At 57.8% G+C, this 26,962-nt stretch carries 23 protein-coding genes, 1 tRNA gene and 3 pseudogenes; 11 read left to right on the top strand and 16 right to left on the bottom strand.

Annotation, left to right across the window (positions count from 1 at the left end; translation table 11 throughout):
- Positions 1-99 precede the first annotated feature (99 nt).
- The gene (locus AC1DWM_RS20595; protein ID WP_477796000.1) at positions 100-672 is read left to right on the top strand and encodes a P-loop NTPase family protein; all 573 of its coding nucleotides are present in this window, start codon (positions 100-102) and stop codon (positions 670-672) included.
- Between the two features lie 36 nt (positions 673-708).
- Here the strand turns inward: AC1DWM_RS20595 and AC1DWM_RS20590 are convergent, their stop codons facing one another.
- The 4 genes and pseudogenes from AC1DWM_RS20590 to AC1DWM_RS20575 all read right to left on the bottom strand — a co-directional run.
- A complete protein-coding gene (locus tag AC1DWM_RS20590) occupies positions 709-1,056 on the bottom strand; it encodes an ASCH domain-containing protein (protein ID WP_477796009.1) in 348 nt (115 codons plus the stop codon).
- Positions 1,057-1,080: 24 nt separating this feature from the next.
- A pseudogene (locus AC1DWM_RS20585) lies at positions 1,081-1,473 on the bottom strand (IS66 family transposase); the annotation flags it as partial.
- A gap of 195 nt (positions 1,474-1,668) precedes the next feature.
- Positions 1,669-1,830 (bottom strand): DUF2986 domain-containing protein, encoded by a 162-nt coding sequence (locus tag AC1DWM_RS20580; protein ID WP_223517388.1) that lies wholly within the window; start codon positions 1,828-1,830, stop codon positions 1,669-1,671.
- 136 nt (positions 1,831-1,966) lie between these two features.
- A pseudogene (locus tag AC1DWM_RS20575) lies at positions 1,967-2,467 on the bottom strand (LysR substrate-binding domain-containing protein); the annotation flags it as partial.
- Here AC1DWM_RS20575 and AC1DWM_RS20570 point away from each other — a divergent pair.
- Positions 2,459-2,719: pseudogene (locus AC1DWM_RS20570) on the top strand (C4-dicarboxylate transporter DctA); the annotation flags it as partial. The pseudogenes AC1DWM_RS20575 and AC1DWM_RS20570 overlap by 9 nt on opposite strands.
- A 104-nt stretch (positions 2,720-2,823) precedes the next feature.
- On the opposite strand, the gene AC1DWM_RS20565 reads toward AC1DWM_RS20570, so the two are convergent.
- Positions 2,824-4,416, bottom strand: a complete 1,593-nt coding sequence (locus AC1DWM_RS20565) for a GMC family oxidoreductase (protein ID WP_223517374.1) — start codon at positions 4,414-4,416, stop codon at positions 2,824-2,826.
- 177 nt (positions 4,417-4,593) lie between these two features.
- On the opposite strand from AC1DWM_RS20565, the gene AC1DWM_RS20560 reads away from it, so the two are divergent.
- The gene (locus AC1DWM_RS20560) at positions 4,594-5,562 is read left to right on the top strand and encodes an AraC family transcriptional regulator (protein ID WP_477795999.1); all 969 of its coding nucleotides are present in this window, start codon (positions 4,594-4,596) and stop codon (positions 5,560-5,562) included.
- Between the two features lie 27 nt (positions 5,563-5,589).
- On the opposite strand, the gene AC1DWM_RS20555 is transcribed toward AC1DWM_RS20560, so the two are convergent.
- The 4 genes from AC1DWM_RS20555 to AC1DWM_RS20540 form a co-directional block, all read right to left on the bottom strand.
- Positions 5,590-6,039, bottom strand: coding sequence for a hypothetical protein (locus AC1DWM_RS20555; RefSeq protein WP_223517370.1), 450 nt, complete (start codon positions 6,037-6,039; stop codon positions 5,590-5,592).
- Between the two features lie 129 nt (positions 6,040-6,168).
- Positions 6,169-7,158 (bottom strand): fatty acid desaturase family protein, encoded by a 990-nt coding sequence (locus tag AC1DWM_RS20550; protein ID WP_477795998.1) that lies wholly within the window; start codon positions 7,156-7,158, stop codon positions 6,169-6,171.
- A 45-nt stretch (positions 7,159-7,203) separates the two neighbouring features.
- Positions 7,204-7,974: a PaaX family transcriptional regulator C-terminal domain-containing protein gene (locus AC1DWM_RS20545; protein WP_223517366.1), complete on the bottom strand. Its 771-nt coding sequence runs from the start codon at positions 7,972-7,974 to the stop codon at positions 7,204-7,206.
- 193 nt (positions 7,975-8,167) lie between these two features.
- Positions 8,168-9,127, bottom strand: coding sequence for a LysR family transcriptional regulator (locus AC1DWM_RS20540; RefSeq protein WP_477795997.1), 960 nt, complete (start codon positions 9,125-9,127; stop codon positions 8,168-8,170).
- A gap of 168 nt (positions 9,128-9,295) precedes the next feature.
- Between AC1DWM_RS20540 and AC1DWM_RS20535 the strand changes: the two genes are divergently transcribed.
- On the top strand, positions 9,296-11,332 hold the full coding sequence (locus tag AC1DWM_RS20535; RefSeq protein WP_477795996.1) for an alkyl/aryl-sulfatase: 2,037 nt from the start codon (positions 9,296-9,298) through the stop codon (positions 11,330-11,332).
- A 90-nt stretch (positions 11,333-11,422) separates the two neighbouring features.
- On the opposite strand, the gene AC1DWM_RS20530 is transcribed toward AC1DWM_RS20535, so the two are convergent.
- Both AC1DWM_RS20530 and AC1DWM_RS20525 read right to left on the bottom strand, forming a co-directional pair.
- Positions 11,423-12,184: a bestrophin-like domain gene (locus tag AC1DWM_RS20530; RefSeq protein ID WP_223517361.1), complete on the bottom strand. Its 762-nt coding sequence runs from the start codon at positions 12,182-12,184 to the stop codon at positions 11,423-11,425.
- Between the two features lie 612 nt (positions 12,185-12,796).
- The gene (locus tag AC1DWM_RS20525; protein ID WP_477795995.1) at positions 12,797-13,663 is read right to left on the bottom strand and encodes a LysR family transcriptional regulator; all 867 of its coding nucleotides are present in this window, start codon (positions 13,661-13,663) and stop codon (positions 12,797-12,799) included.
- Positions 13,664-13,797: 134 nt separating this feature from the next.
- Between AC1DWM_RS20525 and AC1DWM_RS20520 the strand changes: the two genes are divergently transcribed.
- The 5 genes from AC1DWM_RS20520 to AC1DWM_RS20500 all read left to right on the top strand — a co-directional run bounded on the left by AC1DWM_RS20520 (position 13,798) and on the right by AC1DWM_RS20500 (position 18,265).
- Complete coding sequence (locus AC1DWM_RS20520; RefSeq protein ID WP_223517357.1) at positions 13,798-14,862, top strand: agmatine deiminase family protein; 1,065 nt, start codon at positions 13,798-13,800, stop codon at positions 14,860-14,862.
- Between the two features lie 4 nt (positions 14,863-14,866).
- On the top strand, positions 14,867-15,775 hold the full coding sequence (gene aguB, locus AC1DWM_RS20515; RefSeq protein WP_223517356.1) for an N-carbamoylputrescine amidase: 909 nt from the start codon (positions 14,867-14,869) through the stop codon (positions 15,773-15,775).
- 1 nt (position 15,776) lies between these two features.
- Positions 15,777-16,880 (top strand): extracellular solute-binding protein, encoded by a 1,104-nt coding sequence (locus tag AC1DWM_RS20510; protein ID WP_477795994.1) that lies wholly within the window; start codon positions 15,777-15,779, stop codon positions 16,878-16,880.
- Between the two features lie 70 nt (positions 16,881-16,950).
- The gene (locus tag AC1DWM_RS20505) at positions 16,951-18,057 is read left to right on the top strand and encodes an agmatine deiminase family protein (RefSeq protein ID WP_477795993.1); all 1,107 of its coding nucleotides are present in this window, start codon (positions 16,951-16,953) and stop codon (positions 18,055-18,057) included.
- A 133-nt stretch (positions 18,058-18,190) separates the two neighbouring features.
- Positions 18,191-18,265: transfer RNA gene (locus AC1DWM_RS20500), tRNA-Gln, on the top strand.
- 80 nt (positions 18,266-18,345) lie between these two features.
- On the opposite strand, the gene lipA is transcribed toward AC1DWM_RS20500, so the two are convergent.
- The 5 genes from lipA to AC1DWM_RS20475 all read right to left on the bottom strand — a co-directional run bounded on the left by lipA (position 18,346) and on the right by AC1DWM_RS20475 (position 24,093).
- Entirely contained in the window at positions 18,346-19,332 is a 987-nt protein-coding gene (gene lipA / locus AC1DWM_RS20495) for a lipoyl synthase (protein ID WP_477795992.1), read from the bottom strand.
- Between the two features lie 159 nt (positions 19,333-19,491).
- The gene (glyA, locus tag AC1DWM_RS20490; RefSeq protein ID WP_223517348.1) at positions 19,492-20,748 is read right to left on the bottom strand and encodes a serine hydroxymethyltransferase; all 1,257 of its coding nucleotides are present in this window, start codon (positions 20,746-20,748) and stop codon (positions 19,492-19,494) included.
- 41 nt (positions 20,749-20,789) lie between these two features.
- Positions 20,790-21,173, bottom strand: coding sequence for a glycine cleavage system protein GcvH (gcvH, locus tag AC1DWM_RS20485; RefSeq protein ID WP_223517346.1), 384 nt, complete (start codon positions 21,171-21,173; stop codon positions 20,790-20,792).
- A 417-nt stretch (positions 21,174-21,590) separates the two neighbouring features.
- On the bottom strand, positions 21,591-23,099 hold the full coding sequence (locus tag AC1DWM_RS20480) for a sigma-54-dependent transcriptional regulator (RefSeq protein WP_223517344.1): 1,509 nt from the start codon (positions 23,097-23,099) through the stop codon (positions 21,591-21,593).
- Between the two features lie 79 nt (positions 23,100-23,178).
- On the bottom strand, positions 23,179-24,093 hold the full coding sequence (locus AC1DWM_RS20475) for a LysR family transcriptional regulator (RefSeq protein WP_223517342.1): 915 nt from the start codon (positions 24,091-24,093) through the stop codon (positions 23,179-23,181).
- 151 nt (positions 24,094-24,244) lie between these two features.
- Between AC1DWM_RS20475 and speB the strand changes: the two genes are divergently transcribed.
- Together speB and AC1DWM_RS20465 are read left to right on the top strand one after the other, a co-directional pair.
- Positions 24,245-25,249, top strand: a complete 1,005-nt coding sequence (gene speB, locus AC1DWM_RS20470; protein ID WP_223517340.1) for an agmatinase — start codon at positions 24,245-24,247, stop codon at positions 25,247-25,249.
- 27 nt (positions 25,250-25,276) lie between these two features.
- Positions 25,277-26,785: an aldehyde dehydrogenase family protein gene (locus AC1DWM_RS20465; RefSeq protein ID WP_477795991.1), complete on the top strand. Its 1,509-nt coding sequence runs from the start codon at positions 25,277-25,279 to the stop codon at positions 26,783-26,785.
- The last annotated feature ends 177 nt before the right edge of the window (positions 26,786-26,962 follow it).

Below are 26,962 nucleotides of genomic sequence, written 5' to 3'. Positions count from 1 at the left end.
ATCCTGGCCGCTAGGGCGATGGTTTCTACTTGATGAAGGAGGCTGGATGACGATTACACTGCCCAGTATGATCAGGATGTTCAATAAGCAGGGGCTCCTATGCAGCGAGTCATGATTGTTGGCCAGCCGGGTTCAGGAAAAAGTACGCTGGCTCGGGAGATGGGTAAGCGCACCGGTCTGCCGGTCATCCATATCGATAGGATCCATTGGCAACCGGGGTGGCTCGAGCGAAACGCAGATGAGAAGACTCGTCTTTGTCGCGAGGTCGAGGCTCGCGATCAGTGGATTTTTGAAGGCGGCCATTCGGCCACCTGGGACAACCGAATTGCCAGAGCCGATCTCTTAATATGGATTGATCGGTCGTCGATGCTTCGGTTTTGGCGTGTGCTTCTCAGAACTTTGATCCAACGAGGCGGCCCTCGCCCCGACCTTCCAGAGGATTGCCCAGAGCAGCTAGGGAACCTCCTAGAACTTTTCAACTTCATGTGGACTACCCGTAAATCGGCGCGTGCCAAGATGAAGCAGCTTGCGGCAACGGCCCCGTCAACATGTCGCGTCGTCTGTCTGCGATCCAACCGCCAGACCAGTCAATTTCTGTCGAGTGTTGGGGAAGCACCTTGCGTAAAGACGTCGCGAAAAGTCCAGGTTTCGAAAAAACCGCTGCGTGATTGAAGGGTAAGCGTCTGCCCAACATGTCTTGCTTACTGATCAGCGTCTGCCTGGGAGCAGGAAATCTACCTCGTAGATACCCCGTGCCGCGCGGATGGTCACAGGGTGTGTGACTGGCCTTAAGTCATACAACTCCCATGCGAGCCAGCCATCCTCAAAGTAACTTGCACAGGCCGCTTGCATATCAGCGAGGACGAATGGGCGCACAGCTTTCACGCGCACAATTGCGACGGCAATACCGTCATCGTCTTCGTCACCATCGGTATGGAGAAATCGCCCGTTTTCGACGATCAGGAGATCCTCGGAAGGATCTAAGTCCGGATGCCAACGACGAACTTCGAGGGTTTTCTCGCCAGAAGCGACTCGACCGCCACTGGGCCCTACAATTGATAAAGCCTTGATGGTTCTCTCCTAAAAATTAGGCGCGTGGAAAATAGTCGCCTCGATACGATTCCACTTATACGGCAGAAGCTCGGCGATCTCACTCGCCCGCTGCGTCGGCAAGCGCATGAGAACATCCTTTAGGTAATCATACGGATCATGCCCATTGAGCCGCGTCGACTGGATCAAACTCATGATCGCCGCCGCACGTTTGCCGCTGCGTAACGAGCCCGCGAACAGCCAGTTCGAGTGCCCAAGAGCCCACGGCCGGATTTGATTCTCGCACCAGTTGTTATCGATAGGCACAGCACCGTCGTCGAGATAGCGTGTCAGCGCTATCCAGCGTTTGAGGCTGTAATCCAACGCCTTGGCGATGGCCGATCCCTCGGGCACAAGCTGCCTCTGGGCGATCATCCAAGTATGAAATCCACAACCCAACGCTGACGTTCCGCAACGGGAGCACCACTTGGGTAGGTTAGGTTGTGAAAGGGGGGGGCGGATCGCCAAGTAGTGGCTTCGGCTTGAATGAACTGTCAGGCCACGTCCTCGCGTTACGTGCCATCGGAATGCCTGGCCCGACCAGAATTGTAAATTTCGGTGGTGTTTGAGTTACATAGATCAGCTCTCAGAGGAAATGATTGAGTCGTCACTGGATTCAGCAGCCAGCTTCAATCGGTCAGCTTTACTAATGTATTTAGACTTGCTTGCCGGTGCCAATTTGGCACTGGCCTTTTTGGCGTGAGCCTTTAATAACTGTTGTATTTTTTTACGACGATTCATGTTTTCTGCTCAGCTTGTAAATTCTTGAAGAGTATCAGCTTAAATATTAATCCAGATCTCTGTGCCGCGCTCTTGGTGCATTGTCGATCTGGCATCCGTCGTTTCGAGGGCGCTGATGCATGCATCGGAAAGGGCGGCCTTCCAGCGCCCAGTTCAGGGCCACTTCACCGTCATTGCAACTCAATGCTCCACGGACTTTGATGTTTTGTGTGCGCCCACCGTTGGTGAAGCTCCACACGCCGTAGGGCGTTTCGTTCTGCCGTAGAAAGATGCAGTTGTGTTGCTGTAAGTCGGTCAGGCGTTGCGGCACACCATGCTTTTCCAGGTACAGGGGCGATGCGCATAACAGACGACGATTGGACGCGATCTTGCGTGCATGGAAAGCGGCGTCCGGCAGCGTGCCGAATCGAATGCCCAGGTCAAACCCATGTGTCGTCAGATCAAGCGGGTGATCACTGATTTCCAGCTGCACTTCCACCTCTGGGTACTGCGCGAAGAACGCACCCAGGGCAGGGCCGATGTAACGGCGACCGAACCCCAGCGACGCGTTGACCCGAATCAGGCCTTTAGGCGTAGCCCGACTGCTATGGATCAACTGCTCGACCTCATCGATCTGCGTCAGGTGGCGGGCATGGTGTTGCTGCTGGGTGTCGACCGGTTCATGTCGGAAGCGCGGGCAATCACCAATACCATCGGCAATGGTGTCGGCACCATGGCCATCGCCAAATGGGTGGGGGCGCTGGACACGGTCAAAATGAACAAGGCGCTCAATGGTGACGTCGAGGAGGAAAAGTCTGCCACGGTTGATGAGGCCAATCGCATTTTTGCTCATTCGGCGGTGGGCGAGGGGGGCGTGCTGCCCAGTCTGAAAAAAGCCTCTCGGGCGTAGGGGGCGTGGCGCTGAATGCAGTGATGTTTAGCGCCATTTTTGATTCAACCCAAAGCCGCCGCTCGCACTGTACGAGAAAGGCGGCTCCACTGACGAACTGACGGTCAGGATCGCTGACTTGCGGACAACCAGTCGGCGGCACGTTCGGCGATCATGATTGAAGCGGCGTTGGTGTTACCGCCAATCAGCGTCGGCATGATCGAGGCATCCACCACGCGAAGCCCCTCGATCCCATGCACACGCAATTGGCTGTCCACCACGGCATGTTCGTCTACGCCCATTTTGCAGGTGCCGACCGGGTGATAAATGGTGTCGGTGCGCTGGCGCAAAAGCTCGATCAGCTGTTCGTCACCGTATATCCCTTCGCTGTGCATATCCTTCAGACCGTAGCGTGCCATCGGGGCTTGCCAGATAATTTCCCGGGTCATTCGGTATCCGGTGAGCAGGGTCTCCACATCGTCGTCATGCCCCAGAATGTTGGGGTCAATGCGCGGTGGGGCGCTCGGGTCATTCGATTGCAGGCCGACGCTGCCGACGCTCTTGGGGCGCAGCACGCAGACGTGGCAACTGAAACCATGGCCCCAGTGCAATTTGCGGTTGTGGTCGTCAATCATCGCGATCACCGAATGCAACTGGATATCCGGGCGAGCAAGGCTGGCGTCGGTTTTCAGGAAAGCGCCACCTTCGGCGAAGTTGCTGACGAAAGGGCCACGTCGGTGCCGGACATAGTCGATCAACGCCTTACCCATCTTCGCGCTGCCGCGCAGGGAGACCCCCATCAAGGATGTGTCGTGGCTCTTGTAGCTGAGCACGACATCCGGATGGTCTCGCAGGTTCTGCCCGACACCGGGAAGTTCGTGCTGCACCTGTATGCCCTGTGGCTTGAGTTCCGCTTGCGGGCCAATCCCCGAGAGCATCAACAAGTGCGGGCTACCAAAGCATCCGGCACTGAGCAGTACCTCCTGGCGGGCCTTGATGGTCTGGCGGTTGCCCCTGATGCGCAGCTCCACGCCGACGGCCTTCTTGCCTTCCAGCACGATGCGCTCGGCGGCGACTGAAGTCAGCACGGTGAGATTTTTGCGGGTATGTCGAATCGGTTTGAGGAACGCGGTGGCGGTGCTCCAGCGCCGACCGTCGCGGATAGTCACGTCATACTGACCGACGCCTTCCTGGTCGATGCCATTGAAGTCGGGGTTATGGCGGTGTCCGGCCATCTGTGCCGCCTCGATAAAGGCTTGGGTGGCCGGATGTATCGGGTTCTTGCCGACATAGAGTTCGCCATCCGCGCCGTGATAGTTGCAGGCTCCGCGGTGGTTCATTTCACTCTTGCGAAAATACGGCAGTACGTCGGCGAACGACCATCCCGGATTACCCAGGGCCTGCCAGTCGTCAAAGTCACTGTGATGACCACGGATATAAACCATGCCGTTGATTGAACTGCTGCCACCCAATACCTTGCCTCGTGGCTGATAGCCGCGACGTCCGTTCAGGCCAGGTTGCGGTACTGTCTGGAACGCCCAATTGACATGTCGGCTCGGCAGGATCGCCGCGACGCCCACGGGTGCATGGATCAGTGGCGACCGGTCTTCCGGACCGGCCTCCAACAAACAGACTGTGATATTGGGATTTGAACTCAGGCGATTAGCCAGGACGCAGCCGGCTGAGCCGGCGCCGATGATTACGTAGTCGAATTCCATCACAGCATGATCCCGATGAGCGAACAGGGGCTGCTTCGCAAGGAAGCAACAGTGGATACCTGGGATGGATTGTTGGCTGAAACATACAGAAAACTATTGATCTTTCATGACATTTATTTGATCTTTGATGACATGACTTCTTTGATCAGAACAACATCATTTACCGGGTTTCGTGAAGTGACGAGCCAGCTAGGCGGGCAAGCTGACGTGATACTTGAACGCTTTCGCATCAATCCGGATCTGCTGATGGACGAGGACGCGCGCGTGCCGTTGCGTTCGTTGGTGGGGCTGTTGGAGTTTGCTGCGCAAGAGCTGGAGTGCCCCGATTTTGGTCTGCGCATGGCTGAGTACCAGGACTTGCATGTACTCGGACCGATTGCAGTGATCGCTCGAACGTGTGCAACGGCGGGAGAGGCGCTAGCGCAAGTCATCCGTTTTATCGGTTACCACAGCCCCGGCATCCAGCTTGATCTCGACCTGAGTGAGGCCCGGGCTCCGCGTCTGGTGATCGACATCCGGCTGTCCGGACCGAGCCCGCGACGGCAAATGGTGGAGCTGGCGATGGGGGTGGCGCATAACGGTATGAAGTTGCTGTATGGCGACAACTTCGTTGCCCAGTCCATTCTGTTTTCCAGTCCTCTTTCAACTGCGCAGGCTTACCGGCGCTATTTCAAAACAACGGTGTACACGGGCCAATCCTGCAACGCGATGGTTCTGCGCGACGAACAACTGAGTCAGCAACTTGAGCAACATGCTCCCTACCTGCATCACGCACTGGAGGCGTATTTCAACCAGTTCGACTTGCAAGCGACATCGAGTATCGTCAATCAAGTCGAACGCCTGGTCCTGCGCATGATGCCGATACAGCGTTGCCGTTTGCCGTTGATTGCCGAGCAGCTCGGCATGCACGTGCGCATGTTGCAACGAAGGTTGGCCGAGGAAGGGCGAAGTTTCGATGAAGTGGTTGAGGCCCTTCGCCGCGACCGTGCCGACCACTATCTGGCGGAAAGGCACATGCCGATGTCCCAGGTTGCCGGTCTTCTCGGGTATAGCGAACAGAGCGTGTTCAATCGCGCTTGCCGGCGCTGGTTTGCCATGTCGCCGGGAGCCAGGCGTCGTCAGTTGTTTGGAAATGGCGACCTCTGATGAGGTCGCAGCATCGTCCAGGGCAAATCATTTAGTCGCTTGCGCGACATTGCCGCAGAAAATATCGACGTTGCCATCCTCGGGTGAGGTACGCAGAAGAACGGAGTAATTGCCGGCAAGCAGGTCTTGCATTTTTATCGGCGCGCTTCTGTAAAAGGTCCACCCACCGGTCCCCGCATTGGGTTCAGTATTGACCTTGTCGTTCAACGCGTAGGCGACTGCGCCGGGTTGCTGGCAGCTGCCTTTGTTGATGAACGTGAAGATGCGCGGGGGCATGATGGTTCCGGTTGGAACACCTGTGATGTAGAAGTCAAAGTTGGTTTGATCGCCCACGCTGGTCAACGTGGTAGTGGCAATCTTCCCTGGATTCCCGTGGGTCGCTGCCAAAGGAAGGTTCATCGAGTGGTTTGATGAGCTGGTGCAGCCGAAGAGACTTGCGGTGACCAATAGCGCTGCCAGAGGAGTGTAGAATTTCATTGCCAATCTCCAGTAATGGAAGAAGTGCATGGGGGCCTATTGGGTATAGCTCATTAATACGGTGTCGCATTCTTGAGCCTCTACTTTTATAACCACCCCCAAAAATCCCTGGACCCCCCGGTTTATCAGTCAAACATTGTTAACCCGCAGGCTCACGCGCTTGAGCACCTGTAGGTAGGTGGGTGGTTCCGGTACGATGCCGCGCTGTCGCAAAAGTGCATGCAATTTCGGCAGGCGAAAATACGGTACCGAGGCCATCAGATGATGCTCAATGTGAAAGTTGACCCGAATAGGCGCCACGCAAGCGCGGGCGATCAAGCCGGCGTGTGTGGTACGGGTATTGCGAAGTACGTCCGGGCTTGATTCCAGACAGGCATGTTCCGCCATGGAACGAATGCGGATGAACAGCGGGAACGGTGTGATGTAGGCCAGTACCCAAACGCTGTATAGCCAGGCATTTCCACTGATCCAGAACACAGCAAAGAGCAGGGCGTTGGTGAGCAGCATACCGCTGGCGTTTTTGAAGAAGGTCCGTGGATAGTCCCACCAGCGACGACCCTCCTGGGGCAGGCGGCGGATATCGCTGGTCAACGACCACTGCAGCACACCGGCATCCATCAGCAAGCGTCCCATCAGGAACTTGAGGCCGGTGACGCCAGAAAGATCACGCAGGCACTTGCGCATCAATGAGCGGCGAGTCGTAGGCAATCCTGCCACCAGACAGAGATCGGGATCGTCGACAGAAGAAGTTTTGGCGTGATGGGTCAGATGATACGGACGGTACTTGCGCAGCTCATTCCAGATCGGCCGAGCGCACAACCAATCAACCAGTACGTCATTGCACCATTTGGTCTTGAACAAAGTGCCGTGCGCGGCATCGTGCTGCAAAATCCCAAAGCACAACTGGCGTCCGGCAATAATACCCACACCCAGGATCAGTGCGAGGCTGAATCCCCACCAGGGCAAAAAATCGCGGGCCCAGGCCAGACCCAAAAAGGTCAAGGCCAGCACCCCCCAAGTAGAACCCACCGCCCAGGCGCCCCACCAATCTGAGCGTTCGCTAAAGGATTTGATTTCGTCGCGGCTGAGAATATCGCTGATTTTAGTCTTGTTATGCATGTCTATCCTCTACATCAAAGGCCTGTAGTCGGCCTGGGTGATGAGTCAGTTGGGGCTTGAGGGCTGTTGCAAAAAGGTGCGCCAGATCTGGTGACCGTGGTCCACGAAACGTTGGGTGCAGGCAAGGAATTCGGTGCGCAGCGCCACATCGGCCAAGGGGTGCGGCAGCAGGGGGTCGAAGACGATCTGGCGGATGGCTTCGCGGCCGAGGATGAAAGATTCGCGTGCGGCCGCATCCAGCTTCAGTTGCTCGGCGCGCAGGGCCCAGCTCTCCAGTTGCTCGCAATAACGGCGATAGCTGTCGTTAAGCAACTCGCCGTTCCACAGACTTTGTATTCGCTGCGCTTGCGTCTCTTCGAAGCCCGTGGCCTGGAAAACCAATGCCGCCGGCTCCAGGCCGAGCTCGATCAAGCGTTGTCGCAAAGATTCGACATCAGGCTCGACATTGTTCGGACGCACGTACAGATCCTTGTCCAGTTCCGCGAAGCCAAGCATGTGCAGCGCACGTTCACGCTGGCGCAAGATGTTGCGGTCACTGCGCCCCAAGGCATTGCACGCAACCATCAGATAACTACCGTCCCACGGCCGCAGATGCTGCTCCACGCTACGCCACCCAAACAGCTGCGCCGAAATGTCCTTGGCTTGCGGTCCCAACTGATAACTACCGCGCCCCGCACCTTCTAGTAATGCTTCGGTCGTGAGGCGCGCCAGCGTGACCCTGACGTTGTTTTCACTGATTCCGAATAGCTCACACGCGACGATCGCTTCCTTGACTTGCAAGGGAACGCCGTTTTTAGCGACCAGCAGTTCGAGCACCAGGCTTTTTGCGCAAGGTTTCATTGTTTTCCCAAGTCATTACCCTTTAGGTGAAAAATTATCGTAATCGGTAATATTACGCAACAGGCTATTAAAATAGTAATTTTGTAATTATCAGGAGTTGATGCGCGAAGGTGGGGCCGCAAGCTATAGCGGCTATCGGTGAAGGTCTTTGCCAGGTGTACTGCTTAAGTCACTCCATCCTCATCTTGGCGAGAAGGCTTTCACGCTGACCAATTTCTACTTCCACAGCCCTCACTTCCTTCATATAAAGCTCTACCGCGGGTGGCAGTGAGCGCTCTTTGAGGTAGATGAAGCCATAACGGGTACGCAGTGCGAGGTCATGGATGGGTAACGGTACGATTTCACCCGCCATGATTTCCTGCTCAAAGGTCGATAAATTCCCCAAGGCCAGCGCATTACTGGTCTCGACGAACTTGACGATTTGCATCGGTACGTCTATTTCGATCGCCGGTACAAAATCACCCGTCACCGCATCATAAGCGCCAGCACAACCCAATGTTGCCGGGAGCAAATGGCGGGCCAGCCGCAGAGGAAGGCGCGAGGCCACCCACGGATAATCGAGTGTTTGCGCCAACGTCAGTGAGCGACGTTTCGACAGCAGCGGATGGCCGGGGCGGCAAAACAGGCGTCCTTCATGCTCACCCACCAGCTCACAGGTAAATTCCTCCCTGCCGGCTAGCGTGCTGATTTCGGCGATCCCCAGGTCTACTACCCCTGTGGCGACCTGGTGAGCAACCTCACGCCATCCGGCGACATGTGCAGTGACCTTGATGTGCGGATGCCGGGCGTGTAATCGCGCGATGCTGGCGTAACCGCTGGCGATGCTTGGATAGGGACCCAAAGCGACCTTCAGTGCGCCAATATCGCCTCCCGCCAGCAAGGCGATGTCACGTCGCAGGTCTTCCTCGGCCATCAACAAGCGCTGGCTTTTCTCACGAAGCAGCTGTCCAAACGCAGTCAGCACGACGCCTTCTGTGCGTCGGTCGAACAGCGTGACCCCGAGTTCGCTCTCCAATAACTGGATGCTTTTGCTCAATGCCGGCTGGGAAACCCCCAGCGCTTTTGCTGCCCGACCAAAGTGCGCGTGTTCAATCAATGCCAAAAACTGACGTAGGCGGCGTGGTGTCATGTCATAACCTTTATGTTATCGAAAAGCGCTAAAACGGAATTTTTCGTAATCAAATGAATATGCTATTCATGGCCGGACGGGTCAAGTTGACGCGTAACCAATAAATAAAATCGGGCGCAATTCACCGCATTGACGCTCTTGGCACCCCTTTGGCGCAGGAACCCTTCCATGTACAACAAGACCTTCCATCTGGCACTGGCAATCACGCTTGGCAGTGGCGTCAGCCCTGCCGTTTTTGCGGCCGATGCAAACGGCGTAAGTTCAGATCCGACCTCAGCACAAAATGTGCACTTCGATAGCAAAGGCAAAGCACCTTCGACCTACACGATCGAACTGCAGAAGGGTGTGCGCAAGGCACTCCCTTTCGCGGACAAGCGCGACTTGGAAGAAGCGAAAAAAGGCTTCATCGCTGCACCGACCTACAACAAGATCATGGCTGAAGCCGGGAACGTCGCCTGGAACATGGGCAGTTATAACTTCTTGCTGGAAGGTAAGGACTACGACAGCATCAATCCGTCCCTGCAACGCCAGGCGGTGCTCAACATGGCCTTCGGTCTGTATGAGGTGGTTCCGGAGAAGATTTACCAAGTGCGCGGGTTTGACTTGGCCAACATCACCTTCATCAAGGGTGATACGGGCTGGATTGTGTTCGATACCCTGTTGTCGAAGGAAACCGCCAAGGCGGCCCTGGACTTCATCAATGAAAAACTCGGCAAGCGGCCGGTCGTAGCGGTGGTGATTTCTCATTCCCACGCCGACCATTTCGGTGGTATCCGCGGCGTGGTCGATGAAGCAGACGTGCGTAGCGGCAAAGTCCCGCTGATCGCACCGCAAGGGTTCATGGAACATGCCGTGGCTGAAAACGTCTACGCCGGCAATGCCATGACTCGGCGCGCGTTCTTCCAATATGGTCTGATGTTGCCGCACAGCCCCTATGGCCATGTCGACATGGCCATCGGAAAAAATGCCTCCATTGGCAACATGGGGCTGATTGAGCCCAATCGCTATATCGCGAAAGACTTCGAGACCTTGACCATCGACGGTGTGGAAATGGAGTTTCAAAGCACTCCCGGCACCGAAGCGCCTGCGGAGATGAATACCTGGTTTCCGCAATTCAAGGCTTTCTGGGCCGCCGAAAACATCATCGGCACGATCCATAACATTTACACCCTGCGTGGTGCCTTGGTCCGTGATCCACTGGTTTGGTCGAAGAACATCAACAACGCTTTGTATCGTTACGGAGAACAGGCCGATGTCATGTTCGCATCCCACAGTTGGCCACGTTGGGGCAATGAGCGAATTCAGGACGTCATGCGCGCGCAACGCGATGCCTATGCCAACCTGAACAATGCCGTACTGCACGCCGCCAATCAGGGCGTCACCATCAACGAGATTCAAAACGTCTACAAATTGCCCGAAAGCCTGAAAAACAATTGGGCGACTCATAGCTACCATGGCTCGGAAGAGCACAACAGCCGTGCCGTGATCAACCGCTACCTGGGTTACTGGGATGCCAACCCTGCGACGCTGATGCCGCTGTCTCCGAAAGATTCGGCACCGCTGTATGTAGAAATGATGGGTGGCGCCGACAAGATCATGACCAAGGGGAAATCCCTGTTCGATCAGGGCAAGTACCGCGAAGCCTATGAGATCCTCAATAAACTGGTGTACGCCGAACCCCAAAACAGCAAGGCCAAAGACCTGCTGGCGGATGTTTATGAGCAAGTCGGCTATCAGAAGGAAAGTGCCGGGGTGCGCAACAGCTTCCTCGCTGCGGCGTATGAATTGCGCCATGGCATGCCTAAGGGGGTGCCGCCAAAAACCACCGGACCTGACATGATCCGCGCCATGAGCACCGAGTTGTGGCTGGAATACCTCGGCATCGCTCTGGACGGCAGCAAAGTCGCTGACCAACACTTCGTCTTGAACCTTAAGACTCCGGACAATGGTGAGCAGTTTGTGGTTGAGTTGAGCAATTCGACGCTGACCAATATCAAAGGGCAGCAAGCGAAAAATGCCGACCTCACGATCACCGTTAACCGCTCTGATCTTGAAGGCGTAATGGCGAGGAAAACCGGCTTCGATCAACTCGTCCAGGCTGGCAAAGCTACATTCGAAGGCGACCATAAACCCTTCGCGCAATTGATGGCCGCCATCACCCCATTTACCCCCGCGTTTGAACTAATACCAGGCACCAATCAGTAATCCATCACCTGCTATACGGTGAAGCAACCTTGCGCACGTGGAGACCTGTCGTGCGCAAGGTGCACAAAATTCGGGAGCACGTTTTTTGGGTTACTGTCCGAGACGAGAGAGTGTGTCGCGCATCGGTTCGACTGATACCCCGATCAACCCATCGAGCGGTCTGTTCATCTCTTGAATAAGCAGGATTGCCGCAGAGGCCGAAAGCGCACACGTTAAAAACGCGGCAATGACCGTCCCGTTGTTGGGGGCGAACAAGCCGAACGCGCCGAAGATAACGGATAGCCATGCTATGAGAATGATCAAAAACAAAACGGGTATCGAACCATGTGCTTGTAGCAGTGTTAACCACCGTGCAGCTAGCACTTCATCGGCAATTTGTTGCGCACGAGCCTTGAGCGCTCGCTGCGAATCATTGCCAGGCTTCAAATCATCAATCTGTTGCCTGAGAGCGTCCGAACGGCTAATGGCCTCTGGGCTGTCGAGTTGCGAGATCGTTGCGCTGTCGTGTGATGTAACAAGCTCGATCACGGAAGCGTAGTTGCGCTTGAGCACCGCACGGATGTCTTGGGTTTCGGGTCCATACCTCGCCAACACCCGGTCAAACTGAAACACCTTGGCCGCATTGACAGTGAGCTCGGTGCTGGTCGTTTCGTACGTAACTTTCGCGGACGAGATCAACAGCCCAAGCACCATGGCAGCCATTGTCGCAATCAGTCCGGTCGCCAGTTTTACAACGGCAATGGATTCATCGCTCAGGTGGTGTTCCGGCAACAACTTCTGTATGTAAAGACCCAGCAATGCGCTGCCGAATACACATGCAAAAGCAATTAGTGCGATGACAAAAGGGCTCAATTCAAATCTCCGGTTATGGCAGCGCAACCGCACGGCTGAAGTCAGCTATTTACTGCACCTGCACAATGGCTGGTGGTGACCAGGTGCCGGAATCCGCTGGAAGACTGACCAGAAAGCATTTGCCGGCCAGGGCTCTCCGGCTGCAAAGGTGAGTGTGTAATTGTGTTGACTGCCGTCGAGTCAATTACCTTTCGCATCGTTGTGAGCGAGAGGATACATGGCTTCGCCAGCATCATTTCCGTAAATGCCAGCCTTTGCAGCGGCGGCGCGAATTAACCAATTACCGTTGTAAAAGGCTTTGTCACCAAAGAGGGAGTCGACTGTCCACCCGGCCAGCCTTTCCCGCACAGCCGGCCAGTAGTACTACTGACATGACACTGTACAGCGCACCCACGAACAGCATGCGTGCTCGTTTCATGTGTCTTTCTCCTTAAAGAATGCGATGACCGTCGGCTTACGTTCGACTGCGGATCAAATCGCCTTTTTGAGTGTCCCGATCAGCATAGAGAGAGTAGGTCAGATTGATAGCTCAGGAAGGCATGGCAGACTTTGTTCACTGAAACAGAGCCCCGGCAATCCTCTCACTCAGGTCTGCATACAGACATTAAATGGTTACATCATCGAGCTCGCCGCCTCTAGATGACTCACCAACCACTCACTAAAACTCCGCGCATTGTTCTCGCTGTCACGATGGGTCAGTAACGCCCAGTTCGGTCCGCGAATGGTGTGTTCCACCAAGGGTTGCAACAACCCGTTGGTGCACGCCTGCCGACTCAGTAACTGGCTGGCCAGCGCAATTCCGAGCCCCGCGCAGGCAGCGTCCATCAGCAGGCCGGGATCGGAGAAGTTCAGCCCCTGATCTTTCTGGCCAACGTCGATACCGGCTTCTACCGCCCAATGACTCCAGTCCATTTCCCGCTCGCCGTGCAGGGTGGTGCGCTGTTCGCTCGGCAGCGCCAACTGACTTGGGTGACCCGCCGGAAAGAGGCGGTCGGCGTGCAGCACTTTGAAGCTGCATTCAGCCTGTGAACTGATGTCGTCGCGCACCGCAATGTCGATCGTCTGGGTGGTCATGTCCGGGACTTCATCGGTGCTGTAAATCCACAGATCCACCTCTGGATGTTGGCGGCGAAAATCCCCCAGGCGTGGCAACAGCCAGTGACGGGCGAACGCCGGTGTGGTGTTGAGCACCAGTTGATTGGGTTTCTGGTATTGCCCGAGACGGCGTATGCCGACGGCCAGTTGTTGCAGCAGCGCTTGGGTAGTGCTGAGCAGGTCGTGGCCGGCGTCGGTCAGACTGACGCTGCGGCCGCTGCGAAAGAACAGGGGTTGTTCAAGGTACGCCTCAAGGCTGCGGATCTGCTGGCTGATGGCTGACTGGGTGAGATGCAACTCGTCGGCTGCCTTGTGAAAACTGCCCAAACGGGCGGCGGCTTCGAAGCCGCGAAGGGTGCCAAGTGGGGGCCAGTGTTTGAGCATTGATAAGTACTCCTAATCACTTTTGCGCAAAATCCATCGTTTGTTCGCCCGTTTTGGCCGCCGTAGCATGCATGCCAAGACCGCCAAGGCAGTTTTCATTGAACACAATGGCTTAACTAAAAGAGCTTTTTACCATGCAGCAGGTCAAGCAGCAGAACGAAATTCAAAACAGTGGATGGTGGATGCCGGCCGAGTGGGTTCGGCACGCCGCGACCTGGATGGTTTGGCCGCACAACCAGGCGCTCTGGGAGGCGGGTTGGGGCGTCACACTGTCGCTGGTGCAAGAGGATTTCGCGCGTGTGGCCAACGCCATTGCCCGTTTCGAACCGGTAAAAATGGTCGTCGATCCGTCTGCTGTCGCCAGTGCCAAAGCCTTGTGCGGCCCCAACATCGAGCTGATCCCGTTAGCGGTGAACGACAGTTGGTGCCGCGACTCCGGCCCAAGTTTCGTCTGCCATCCGCAACAAGGCCTGGCCGGTGTGAGCTGGCGCTTCAACGCGTGGGGCGGCAAGTCGGCGCATGATCTGGACGAAAGCCTGGCGCGCCGTGCACTCAATCATCTGGGCTTGCAGTGTTTTGGCACACCGCTGAGCAACGAAGGCGGCGCCATCCATGTCGACGGCGAGGGCACGCTGATCACCACCGAGTCGGTGCTGCTCAACTCCAATCGCAACCCGGGCATGAGCAAATCGGAGATGGAAGAGATCTTCACCCGTTTGCTGGGCGTGAAGAAGACCATCTGGCTGCCGGGTGATCCGGACTATGTGACCGGTGACATGACCGACGGCCACGTCGATGGCGTGTGTGCGTTTGCGCGTCCGGGAGTGTTGTTGGTCGACGCCACCCACGACCAAGGCTCGGTGTATGCCGAAGTGGTGCGCGAGAACCGTCGTGCCATGGAGCTGGCCACCGATGCCCACGGGCGCACCTTCGAGATGATCGAGTTGTACGAAGCCACCGATGCTGTCGACACCGACGCCGAAGTGTTCTGCGCCTCCTACACCAATTTCTACATCGCCAACGGCGCCATTATCATGCCGGCCTACGGCATTGATGCCGACGATGTTGCGGCGCAAGTGCTGCGCCAGGCGTTCCCCGGACGTGAAGTGGTGCCAGTGCGGATCAATCATCTGGCCCATGGCGGCGGCGGGGTGCATTGCATTACCCAGCAGCAACCGGCGTGGCCGGTGGAGGGTTGATCTCATGACACTTCTGACGATTGCCACCACGCAAATGCCGTGCACCTGGGACTTGCCACACAACCTCGATCAGGCCGAACAGTTGGTACGTGACGCGGCGGCCGAGGGCGCCCAGGTCATCCTGCTGCAAGAGCTGTTTGCCACGCCGTACTTTTGCATCGAGCAAAACCACAAGCATTTGGCGCTGGCTGAAGAGTTTCGCGACAGCCATGTGCTCAAGCGCTTCGCCGCGCTGGCCAGGGAGTTGGGCGTTGTGTTGCCACTGAGCTGGTTCGAAAAGGCCGGAAACGCGTATTTCAACTCCTTGAGCGTGGCCGATGCAGACGGGCGTCTGTTGGGCGTGTATCGCAAGACGCACATCCCCAACGCCATCGGATACCAGGAAAAGGAATACTTCAGCCCCGGCGATACCGGTTTTCGGGTTTGGGACACCGCGTTCGGGCGTATCGGCGTGGGGATCTGCTGGGATCAGTGGTTCCCCGAAACCGCCCGCTGCCTGGCGTTGATGGGCGCTGAAGTCTTGCTGTTTCCCACGGCCATCGGCTCTGAACCTGGCTGCGCGGCGCTGGACTCACGGGACCACTGGCAAATGACCATGCGCGGCCATGCGGCGGCCAACATCCTGCCGGTTGTGGCTGCCAACCGCATCGGCCGCGAGGTGGCAACTACCGATCCCGAACTGCAAATGAGCTTCTACGGTTCGTCTTTTATCTGTAACCACAAAGGCAAGTTGCTGGCCGAAGCCGACCGCGACAGCACCGGCGTGTTGGTACACACCCTGGACCTCGCTGCCATGCGCGAAGAACGTTTGAGCTGGGGCATTTATCGCGATCGCCGTCCGGATATGTACGGAGCGCTGTTGAGCCAGGATGGCCGTCACCTCAATTCTCGCTGGAACACTCAAGGGGTTTGACATGCACATTGCCAACAAACACTTGCTCGGCGCCTTGGGCCTGACCCTGTGCTGCGCGATACCGTCGCTGCACGCTGAGGAGAAAACCCTGCGGCTGTACAACTGGGCCGATTATTTTGCCGAGAACACGCTCAGCCAGTTCACCGCTGAAACCGGGATCAAAGTGATCTACGACGTCATGGACGGCAGCGAAACCCTGGAAGCCAAGATGCTCGCCGGCGGCAGCGGTTACGACTTGATCTTTCCCGGTGACACGGTCGCCGAGCGCTTGATGCGCGCCGGCAGCCTGCAACCGCTGGACCAGTCAAAACTCACTGCGATGGATGACGTCGAACCCGGTTTGCAGAAGCTGCGTTCGCACTATGAGCATTCGAGCAAGGCCACCGTTCCCTACACCTGGGGCACCATCGGCCTGACCTACAATGCCGAGCAGATCAAACAGCGCATGCCGGACGCGCCGGTCAACAGCCTGGACATGCTGTTCAAACCGGAACTGGCCGCGCGGTTTGCCGATTGCGGGATCTCAATGATCGATTCGCCGGACGAAGTGCTGGCGGTGGTGCTCAACTATCTGGGTAAGGATCCACGCAGCGCCAAGCCCGCGGACCTCGCCGCTGCCAGTGACCTGCTGATGAAACTGCGGCCGTACATTCGCAAGTTCCAGTCGCAACCTGTGACTGATCTGGTCAACGGCAACCTGTGCCTGTCCCTCGGCTACAGCGGCGATATGACGCAAGCGCAACGGACGTCGGACACCGCCGGCAAGAACACCACGTTTCAGTACCGCGTTCCCCGTGAGGGCACCACGGTGTGGATGGACACCATGGCGATTCCGGTCGACGCCAAACGTCCGGAGTACGCCTATGCGTTCATCAACTTCGTCATGCGGCCGCAGAACATGGCGGCCATCAGCAACTTCACTGGTTACCCGACCTCCAACGCCAAGGCGCGGCCGAGTGTCGATGTGGCCATGCGCAATAACCCGGATATCTACCTCGACGACGCCACGTATGCACGGCTGATCCCGGGCAAGGACATTCCGCAATCCGATATGCGCGCGCGGATGCGCACCTGGACCAAGTTCAAGACCGCCACCGCTCAGTGACGTTCGGCCGGCACCCGGTGCCGGCCTTCACCTTTTCAGCAATAACAAACAGCTATTCAAGGATTCACACATGTCGACGCGTCGCGAGTTCATCAAACAAGTCTCCGTGATCGCCGGTCTGGGCGCCGCAGCGTCCATGGGGTGGGTACACGCCGCCACCCGGCGCCCATGGTTCATGCCGGATGAAGGCGATAAACATCAACGGGCTTTCATCGCTTTCGGCGCACAGGATGCGATCTGGGAGGACTTCACCGCCGATGTGCAAGAGGCCGTTGGCCTGATCGCGCGCACCATCGCCCACTATGAACCGGTCACCGTGTTCTGCCGCAGCAACGAACGGAGCCTGGCCGAAGAGCTATGCGGTACGGCCAACATCACCTACGTCACCACCCAGCTCGACGATATCTGGATGCGTGACATCGGCGCCAACTTCGTCATCGACGGGGATGGCGGGTTGGGCGCCGTAGACTTCAACTTCAACGGCTGGGGCAACAAACAGCAGCACGCCAAGGACGCGAAACTGGCCGCCTTGGTTGCCGAAAACGCAGGCGCCAGTTACCTGCGCAGCGAACTGGTGGGCGAGGGCGGTGGTATCGAAGTGGATGGTCACGGCACCGGGATCATGACCGAAAGCAGCTGGATCAACAGCAATCGCAACCCGGACTGGAGCAAGGCAGACGTCGAGCAAGAGCTGAAGGAACGCCTGGGCTTGCGCAAAATCATTTGGCTACCGGGCATCAAAGGCAAAGACATCACCGACGCCCATGTCGATTTCTATGCGCGTTTCGTCAAGCCTGGCGTGGTGATCGCCAACCTCGACAACGACCCCCAGTCCTATGACCGCAAAGTGACGCTGGCCCACCTGGAAATTCTGAAAAACGCCACGGACGCCGATGGACGCAAGCTGCAAGTGCATACCGTGTCGCCGCCGCTGAACCTTCGCAAAAGCAAATTCAACAAAAACAACCCGGACTTTGCTGCCGGCTACATCAACTATTTCGTGATCAATGGGGCGGTCATTGCGCCTGAGTTCGGCGACAAAGCGGCCGATACCAAGGCCTTCGACCTGTTGTCCGAGCTCTACCCGGACCGTGCGGTGGTGCAGCTCAACATCGATGCAATCTCGGCCGGTGGCGGCGGCATCCACTGCGTGACCAGTCATCAGCCATCGGTTTAATCTGCAGCGGCGCCCGTTGTATCTGAAATCGATTAATGTTAAGTGGCTGTTTTAGAAGAAAAATATTTTAATCAGGGGCTTCCCGGAAGGCGCAAAAGTTGATAAATTTCCGCCCACACGTAGCAACTGCTACAGGGGCGTCGCCAAGCGGTAAGGCAGCAGGTTTTGATCCTGCCATGCGTTGGTTCAAATCCAGCCGCCCCTGCCATATTCTGTATAAAAAAGCGCCAGCACCTTACCGGTCTGGCGTTTTTTTATGCCCCTCACTTTCTCTCCAGGCGACATGCCTCAGAGTTCAACGGACTTCGCGCCCTGAACTTGTTGATCCGCATGGTAAGACGAGCGCACCAGCGGGCCGGACGCGACGTTCTTGAATCCCATGCGCAAGCCTTCCTCGGCAAACCATGCAAACACATCCGGGTGCACGAAACGCTGGACCGGCAAGTGGCTGCGCGACGGTTGCAGATACTGGCCGAGCGTGAGCATGTCGACGTCGTGCTCACGCATCCGCTGCATGACCTCGATCACTTCTTCGTCGGTTTCGCCAAGGCCCAGCATCAGTCCGGATTTGGTCGGTACGGACGGGACTAACACCTTGAACTTCTGTAACAGGTCCAGTGACCACTCAAAATCCGAACCTGGCCGTGCCGCTTTATACAAGCGTGGCACGGTCTCCAGATTGTGGTTGAACACATCCGGTGGTTCCGTCGCGGTGATCGCCAGCGCAACGTCCATGCGCCCCCGGTAATCCGGAACCAGGGTTTCCAGTTGCACGCCCGGCGACAGCTTGCGAATTTCCCGCAGGCAATCGACAAAGTGTTGGGCGCCGCCGTCACGCAGATCGTCGCGGTCCACGGACGTGATCACCACGTACTTCAAGCGCAGATCGGCGATGGCCACCGCGAGGTTCATCGGCTCATCGGCGTCCAGCGGTTTTGGCCGACCGTGGCCGACATCGCAGAACGGGCAACGGCGGGTGCAAATGTCCCCCATGATCATGAAGGTCGCCGTGCCCCCGGAAAAACACTCACCGAGGTTCGGGCACGAGGCTTCTTCACAGACACTGTGCAGCTTGTGTTTGCGCAGTAGCTGCTTGATCCGGTCGACCTCGGGAGAGATCGGCATGCGCACCCGGATCCAGTCGGGTTTGCGTAGGAACTCATCGGTCGGAATGATCTTGACCGGAATCCGCGCTACCTTTTCAGCACCGCGCAGTTTGACGCCGACTTGCATTTTGGCCGGGGTGGTGCTGGTTGATTCCACAATTGGGTTCATGTGAGTTTTCTTTTGTTCGAAGGCAGAGACGAGTCCAACACACAGTCCAATGTGGGAGCGAGCCTGCTCGCGAAGGCGGTGAATCATTCAACATTGATGTCGACTGACACTCCGCCATCGCGAGCAGGCTCGCTCCCACAGGGGTTTGGTGGTGCTTGATCAGTCGCGGTAGACCGGGAAGTCACTGCACATTGCAGCGGCTTTTTGGGCGATTTGCGCCTCAATATCGGCATCACCGAGGTGATCAAGCAGGTCGCAGATCCAGCCTGCCAGCTCGATACTCTGCGCTTCCTTGAAACCACGGCTGGTGATCGCTGGCGTGCCGATGCGCAGGCCCGAGGTCACGAACGGCGATTGCGGGTCATTGGGTACGGCGTTCTTGTTCACCGTGATCCCGGCTCGACCGAGGGCGGCGTCGGCGTCTTTGCCGGTCAGGCCCTGACGAATCAGGCTGACCAGGAACAAGTGGTTGTCGGTGCCGCCGGACACAACGTCGAATCCACGGTCGATAAACACCTTGGCCATCGCCTGGGCATTGCGGATCACCTGGGCCTGATAGGTTTTGAAACCTGGCTCCAGCGCCTCCTTGAAGCACACCGCTTTGGCGGCGATCACATGCATCAACGGGCCGCCCTGACCACCGGGGAATACCGCCGCGTTGAGTTTTTTCTCCAGCTCCGGATTGGCCTTGGCCAGGATCAAGCCACCACGCGGACCGCGCAAGGTTTTGTGGGTGGTCGTGGTGACGACGTCGGCGAATGGAATCGGGTTGGGGTACAGACCGGTCGCCACCAACCCTGCAACGTGGGCCATGTCGACGAACAGGTAAGCACCTACCTTGTCGGCAATCGCACGGAAACGTGGAAAGTCCAACGTCTTCGAATAAGCGGAGAACCCGGCAATGATCATCTTCGGCTGATGCTCGACCGCCAGGCGTTCGACCTCGTCGTAATCAATCAGGCCAGTGGTGGTGTCGATGCCGTATTGCACGGCGTTGTAGAGCTTGCCGGAAAAACTGACTTTGGCGCCGTGGGTCAAGTGCCCGCCATGGGCCAGGCTCATGCCCAGCACGGTGTCGCCGGCTTGCAGGAGCGCAAGGAACACCGCGGCGTTGGCCTGGCTGCCAGAGTGCGGCTGCACGTTGGCGTAATCGGCACCGAACAATTGTTTGGCCCGATCAATCGCCAGTTGCTCGACCACGTCAACGTGTTCGCAACCGCCGTAATAGCGCTTGCCCGGATAGCCTTCGGCGTACTTGTTAGTCAGGCCGCTGCCTTGCGCTTCCATCACCCGTTGGCTGGTGTAGTTCTCCGAAGCGATCAGTTCGATGTGGTGCTCTTGCCGTGCGTCTTCGGCGTTCATCGCCGCCAGCAGTTCGTCGTCGTAGCCTTTGATCTGGTCGTGTTTGCTGAACATGGTGGTGTCCTGTGTGGATGACGGGAAGGTGTTGAGGGGCATCAAGCGTCGGCCGATTCCTGGGTCAAACGCGCGTAGGCGTGTTGATCCAGCAGGTGGTTAATGGCCTCGACGTCGGCCGGTTTGAAGCGAAAGAACCAGCCTTCACCCAAGGGATCTTCGTTGACCAGTTCGGGGGCCGTTTCCAGCGTCGCGTTGACCTCGACCACTTCACCGTCCAGCGGCATGCCAATGTTGCTGGCCGCTTTCACCGACTCCAGCACCGCCGCTTCATCACCGGCGCCGAACGTCCCCAACTCGGGCACTTGCACGAACACCACATCGCCCAACGCCTGCTGGGCATACGGTGTGATGCCAACGGTGACGAGGCCGTCCTGCTCAAGCCTCAGCCATTCGTGATCGACGGTAAAACGCAATTCACTCATAACAGCTCCTCATTGTTCAGACCCATCCGCTGCTGGTGGCGGATGACGTTTACAGGCTCGTGCGAGGCAGCGAGCGTGGTTGGGAGAGTGATAGCAAGGGCGGTGCCAATGTGAGTTAGTTGTTTTAAATCAATGAGTTGATATGTTTTTGTGAGAGGCGAAGGTTGCTTTCTGTATTGAATTCAATACAGGCAAAAGGAAGGAGGGCAGCTGGGCAGGAAAACACGGGGTTGTGGTTGGCTGTCTTGAATTCGATACGCTGTAGCGATTTGCAAACACTCACTTCAGCCACAACAAAAATCAGCTGTAGGAGCTGGCTTGCCGGCGAATGCGGTGTGTCAGTCGCTAAAACATTGCCTGATACGACGCTTTCGCTGGCAAGCCAGCTCCTACAGGGGATTTGTGTTGTTTGAGGGATCAGGGCTTGGCGGGAATTCCATATTTGCGCAGACGAATGGCGATGGCGCTGTGCGACGTTTGCAGGCGCGCAGCGAGCAAGCGGCTGGAGGGATAGCTGCGATAGAGCTGCTCCAGCAGATGTTTTTCAAACCCTTCAACGGCCTCTTCAAGGCTGCCCACTTCACCATCGTTTTGCCGCTCCACCGCCGTTCTGGCGATGTCCAGATCGTCAATGTCCACCAGCGGGTTTTCGCAAATCGCCGCCGCGCGGAAAATAACGTTTTGCAGCTGGCGAACATTGCCCGGCCAGCGGTTGCCGAGCAGGGCGGCAAAGGTGCTCGGCGCCAAACGGCACACCGGGCGCTGGATCTGCGCGCAGGCCTGTTGCATGAAGTGATTGGCCATCAACAGGATGTCGTGGCCGCGTTCGCGCAGCGGCGGTACTTGCAGGTTGAGCACATTGAGGCGGTAGAACAGGTCTTCGCGAAAGTGGCCTTCGCTGACCATTTTTTCCAGGTCGCGGTGGGTCGCACTCAGCACCCGAACGTTGACCTTGACCTCGCGATCACCACCAACCCTGCGAAAGCAGCCGTCGCTCAAAAAGCGCAGTAACTTGGCTTGTAGGTAGGGCGACATCTCACCGACTTCGTCGAGGAACACCGTGCCCTGATCGGCCAGTTCCAGCAGGCCGAGTTTGCCGCCACGCTGGGCGCCGGTGAAGGCGCCGGCGGCGTAGCCGAACAGTTCACTTTCGGCGAGGCTTTCCGGCAGTGCCGCGCAGTTCAAGGCGAGAAAGGGCGAATCATGCCGTGCACTGATCGCGTGGCAGGCGCGGGCGACCAGCTCTTTGCCGGTGCCGGTTTCGCCCTGGATCAACAACGGCGCGTCGAGCGTGGCGACGCGTTGGGCGCGGGCCTTGAGCGTGCGAATCGCCGGGGACTCACCCAGCAGCGCATCGAACCCTTCGGCATGGTCATGGTGCAGCGCCGACAGGCGTTCGCCGATGCGGTTTGGCTGATACAGGGTCAGCAGGGCGCCGGCGCCGGTGATCGGCATGGCGTCCAGCAACAACGTCTGACCGCCCAGGCTGACCTCGTGCATTGGCAGGCGAAAACCGTGTTCGATCAACGTGTGTTGCAAGGAAGGATCATCAAACAGTGTCGTCAGCGATTCACCGGCCGGTTCGCGACCACAGAGGGCGATCAACGCCGGGTTGGCCAGCAGCACATAACCGCGGTCATCCACGGCCAATACCGCGTCGGTGCTGGCAGCCAACAAGGCATCGAGCTGCAAGCTTCGGCGTTGCCCCGGAAGGATGTCGACCATCGTCACCGCTTGCACACCCTCCACGCCGAGAAAGGCCTCGCGCAACTCTTCCAGCACCTCGGCGCCGAGGGTCGGAGCGTCGATGTAAACGTTCGGTGGCACCATCTCGACGGCGTCCAGATTGAACCGGCGCCCACCGAGCAGGGCCAGTACTTCCTGAGTGATGCCGACGCGGTCGATGAAGGTGACGTGGATGCGCATAACGGGCCTGCAAGGGTGGTGAACGGGGTGGCTGCGTCAATGAGTATGCCGGGCGCTGCTCGGGTGTGGCGAGCGGATATCAGCCTTTGGCGGTTTTACGCGAGCTGGCCGCCAGGTCCTCAAGGAAGGCCTGGAGGATCGGCGGTGGTGCTGTTCCGCGTCGGGTAATTACGTCGAACGGCGACACCAACTGCAGACTGTTCGGCGCCAGTTGGTGCATCTCCCCAGTCTTGATCCACTGGTTGGCGAAGTGCGCTGGCAGGAACCCCAGGTAGGCACCGGAGATCAACAAAATGGCCAGGGCCTCGATGTTGTCCACGGTCGCCGCCGCTTTGCTGACACCCAAATGTTCGAGGTCGTATTGCTGCATGTAGCCGCGCACGACAATGCGGCTTGCGGCAATTTCTTCGAGCAGTTCATCACCTTCGGCCTTGTTGCCATACAACGGATGCCGACGCCCGCAATACAAGCCCAAGGCTTCTTGGTACAGCGGGGTATGCAGCAACCCCGGCACATGGATCGGGAAGTGCCCGATGGCCAGGTGCAGTCGGCCGTCTAGCACCCGTTCTTCCAGTTCCGCGGGGGTGCCGACGTACACGTTGAGGTGCACGTCATGCCCGCGGGACACGAAGCGTTGAGTGGTGCGCGGCAGCGGTGAATCGGGGTCGGTGATGGTGGTGTCGATGATCCCCAGGTTGAGCTTGCCGCTGATGTGCTGTTTGAGCACGTCGGCGTCCATGCAGAAGTTCTCCACCGCCGACAACAGGCGCTGCGTCGCTTCATGAATCGCCACGCCTTGTTCGGTCAGGCGAAAGCCGCTGCGCCCACGCTGGCAAAGTTTGACCCCGAGTCGGGTTTCCAGATGAGTCATCTGTTCGCTGATCGTCGACTGGCCGGCATTCAACGCCGCCTGCGCGGCGCTAAAGCCTCCGCACCTGACAATCGTGGCAAACACCCTGAGCAACTTCAGATCGACATCGTGCAGCTGAATCACCTTGGACCTCCTGCGTGTGGATGCATCGGCAATGCCGATATGAGTATCTGATGTTTAGCATTTTTTCCACGAAAACCTGCGCCCATAGTCATTCCAACGGCGGTCGCCTTGCAGTCCGCTCAGCCGATAACAAAAAGTGGAGAGGCTTGAAATGTCCAATAACGGTTATGAATCCGGTCGCCTGAACCTGCCATTCGTAGGTCATTGCACCTTTGGCAAATCCCCGGTGTGCACCGATTGGGATGCACTGGATGCCGACGTCGCGGTGCTGGGCGTTCCCAACGACATGGGTACCCAGTGGCGCTCCGGCGCACGCTTCGGACCACGCGGGATTCGCGAAGCATCGACGCTGTTCTCCTTCGGCCACGCCGGCGCCTATGACCACGAAGACGACGTGATGTACCTGACCGCCGCCGACGTGCGCATGGTCGATGTTGGTGACGCCGACATCGTGCACACCGACATGGTCACCAGTAACGAAAACACCGAATACGCCGTGCGCAAGATCCTCGATGCCGGCGTCATGCCCGTGGTACTCGGCGGCGACCACTCGGTGCACGCGCCGGTGATCAAGGCCTTCGAGGGCCGTGGCCCGATTCACATTATCCACTTCGATGCGCACCTGGACTTCGTCGACGAACGCCACGGCGTGCGCTACGGCCATGGCAACCCGCTGCGTCGCGCTTCGGAAATGAACCACATTGTCGGCATGACCCAGATGGGCATTCGCAACGTCTCGTCCTCCAACCGCGATGACTACGAAGCGGCCCATGCTGCCGGCTCGAAAATCCTTTCGGTGCGTGATGTCCGCCGTCTCGGCGTCGAGGGTGTGCTGGCGCTGATCCCGCAAAACATCAACTACTACATCACTATAGACATCGACGGTTTCGACCCGTCCATCGCCCCCGGCACCGGCACTCCAAGCCACGGTGGCTTCCTTTACTACGAAGTGCTGGAAATCATCCAGGCCCTGGCCAAGCGCAGCAAAGGCAACATCGTCGGTATGGACCTGGTAGAGGTTGCACCGGTGTATGACCCGAGCGGCATGACCTCGATTCTGGCGGCGCAACTGCTGCTCAACAGCATTGGGTTCATCTTCCATGAGCGGGCTCAGGCGCGGCAAGCCGTGAACGAGACCACCACGGCTACGGCGTGAACTGACCGCCGCACAGAGGGCATGAAAATGGACACGATTGTTAAGCAGTACCTGCAAAAATTCGGTGTATCCGAAGCGACCCAGACCTTCCTCAGCAAGGTCCAGAAAATGTTCATCGGTGGCGCCTTTGTCGAGGCCAGCGACGGACAGACTTCCGACGTCATCGAACCGTCGACCGAGGGGCTGATCACGCGCATTCCGATGGGCACCACCGAGGACCTGGACCGCGCCGTGCAAGCCGCTCGCGCACAATTCGACGGTGGCGCCTGGAGTCAGGCCAAACCGGCCGAACGCGAGCGACTGATACAGCGCCTGGCCGACCTGATTGAACAGAACGCCGCAGAACTGGCAGAAATCGAATCGATCGACATGGGCAAGTCCGCAGCGTTTGCCAGGGACGTCGATATCCAGGGCACGGTCGATACCTTGCGTTATTTCGCCGGTTGGGCAACCAAGCTGCACGGGCGCACCGTCGAGCCTTCGCTGCCGGGCAATTACCTGGCCTATACACGCAAGGAAGCGGTGGGTGTGGTCGGCGCTATCGTGCCGTGGAACTTCCCGCTGCAAACCATGGCCTGGAAGCTCGGCGCTGCCTTGGCCACCGGTTGCACCGTGGTGGTCAAACCCGCTGAACTGACCTCGCTGTCGGCCCTGCGTTTTGCCGAATTGGTGAAGGAAGCCGGGATCCCGGACGGTGTGATCAACATCGTCTCCGGACGCGGCAGTGTGGTCGGCGCGGCCATGGCCATGCACCCTGGCATCGACAAACTGACCTTCACCGGCTCGACCCCGGTAGGCCGCACGGTTGGGCGCGCGGCGCTGGACGAAATGAAGCGACTTACCCTGGAACTCGGAGGAAAATCACCGGTAATCGTGTTGGCTGATGCGGACATTCCAGCGGCTGCACAAGCGATCGCCAACGGCGTATTTTTCAACTCGGGGCAGGTATGCGATGCCGGTACACGCGCCTATGTTCATCGCAGCGTCTACGACGAATTCCTGCGCGAACTGATCGCCTACACCCGTACATTGAAAATGGCTCCGGGCCTGGACCCTGACTGTTTCATTGGCCCACTCGTGTCGGCACTGCAAAAGCAGCGTGTGACCGAGTACATCGAAACCGGCAAGCAGGAAGGCGCCGAACTGGTATACGGCGGCCAGCCTGTCGATGGTCCTGGCTTCTTCGTCGAGCCGACTATCTTCGCCCATTGCCGCAACGACATGCGCATTGTCCAGGAAGAGATCTTTGGTCCGGTGCTGGTCACCGCACCGTTCGACGATGAGGAAGAGGCGCTGGCCCTGGCCAATGACTCGGTGTACGGCTTGGCTGCCGCGCTGTATTCCAATGACCTGGGCAAGGTGCACAGCCTGATTCCACGGTTGAAGGCCGGTTCGGTCTACGTCAACGCCCATGGCACCCTCGATCCGTCGATGCCGTTCGGTGGCTACAAACAGTCCGGTTTCGGCAAGGACCTGGGTGCCGAGCAGCTCGATTACCTGCTCGAAACCAAAGCTGTCTGGATCACGCTTCCCTGAGTCATGGCTGACTCAAACCCCTGTAGGAGCGAGCCTGCTCGCGAAAGCGATGTGACATACAGCATGGATGTCGACTGACACACCGCCATCGCGAGCAGGCTCACTCCCACAGGGGGCGTCGTTCACCCAAAAGAACGCAGTTATTCCATCATGATCTTCCAAAAATAAGAGTACATC

Source organism: Pseudomonas sp. P4_C8 (genome assembly GCF_056401975.1).
The sequence above is the reverse complement of the archived record's forward strand: the minus strand, read 5'-3'. Positions and strand labels throughout refer to the sequence as shown.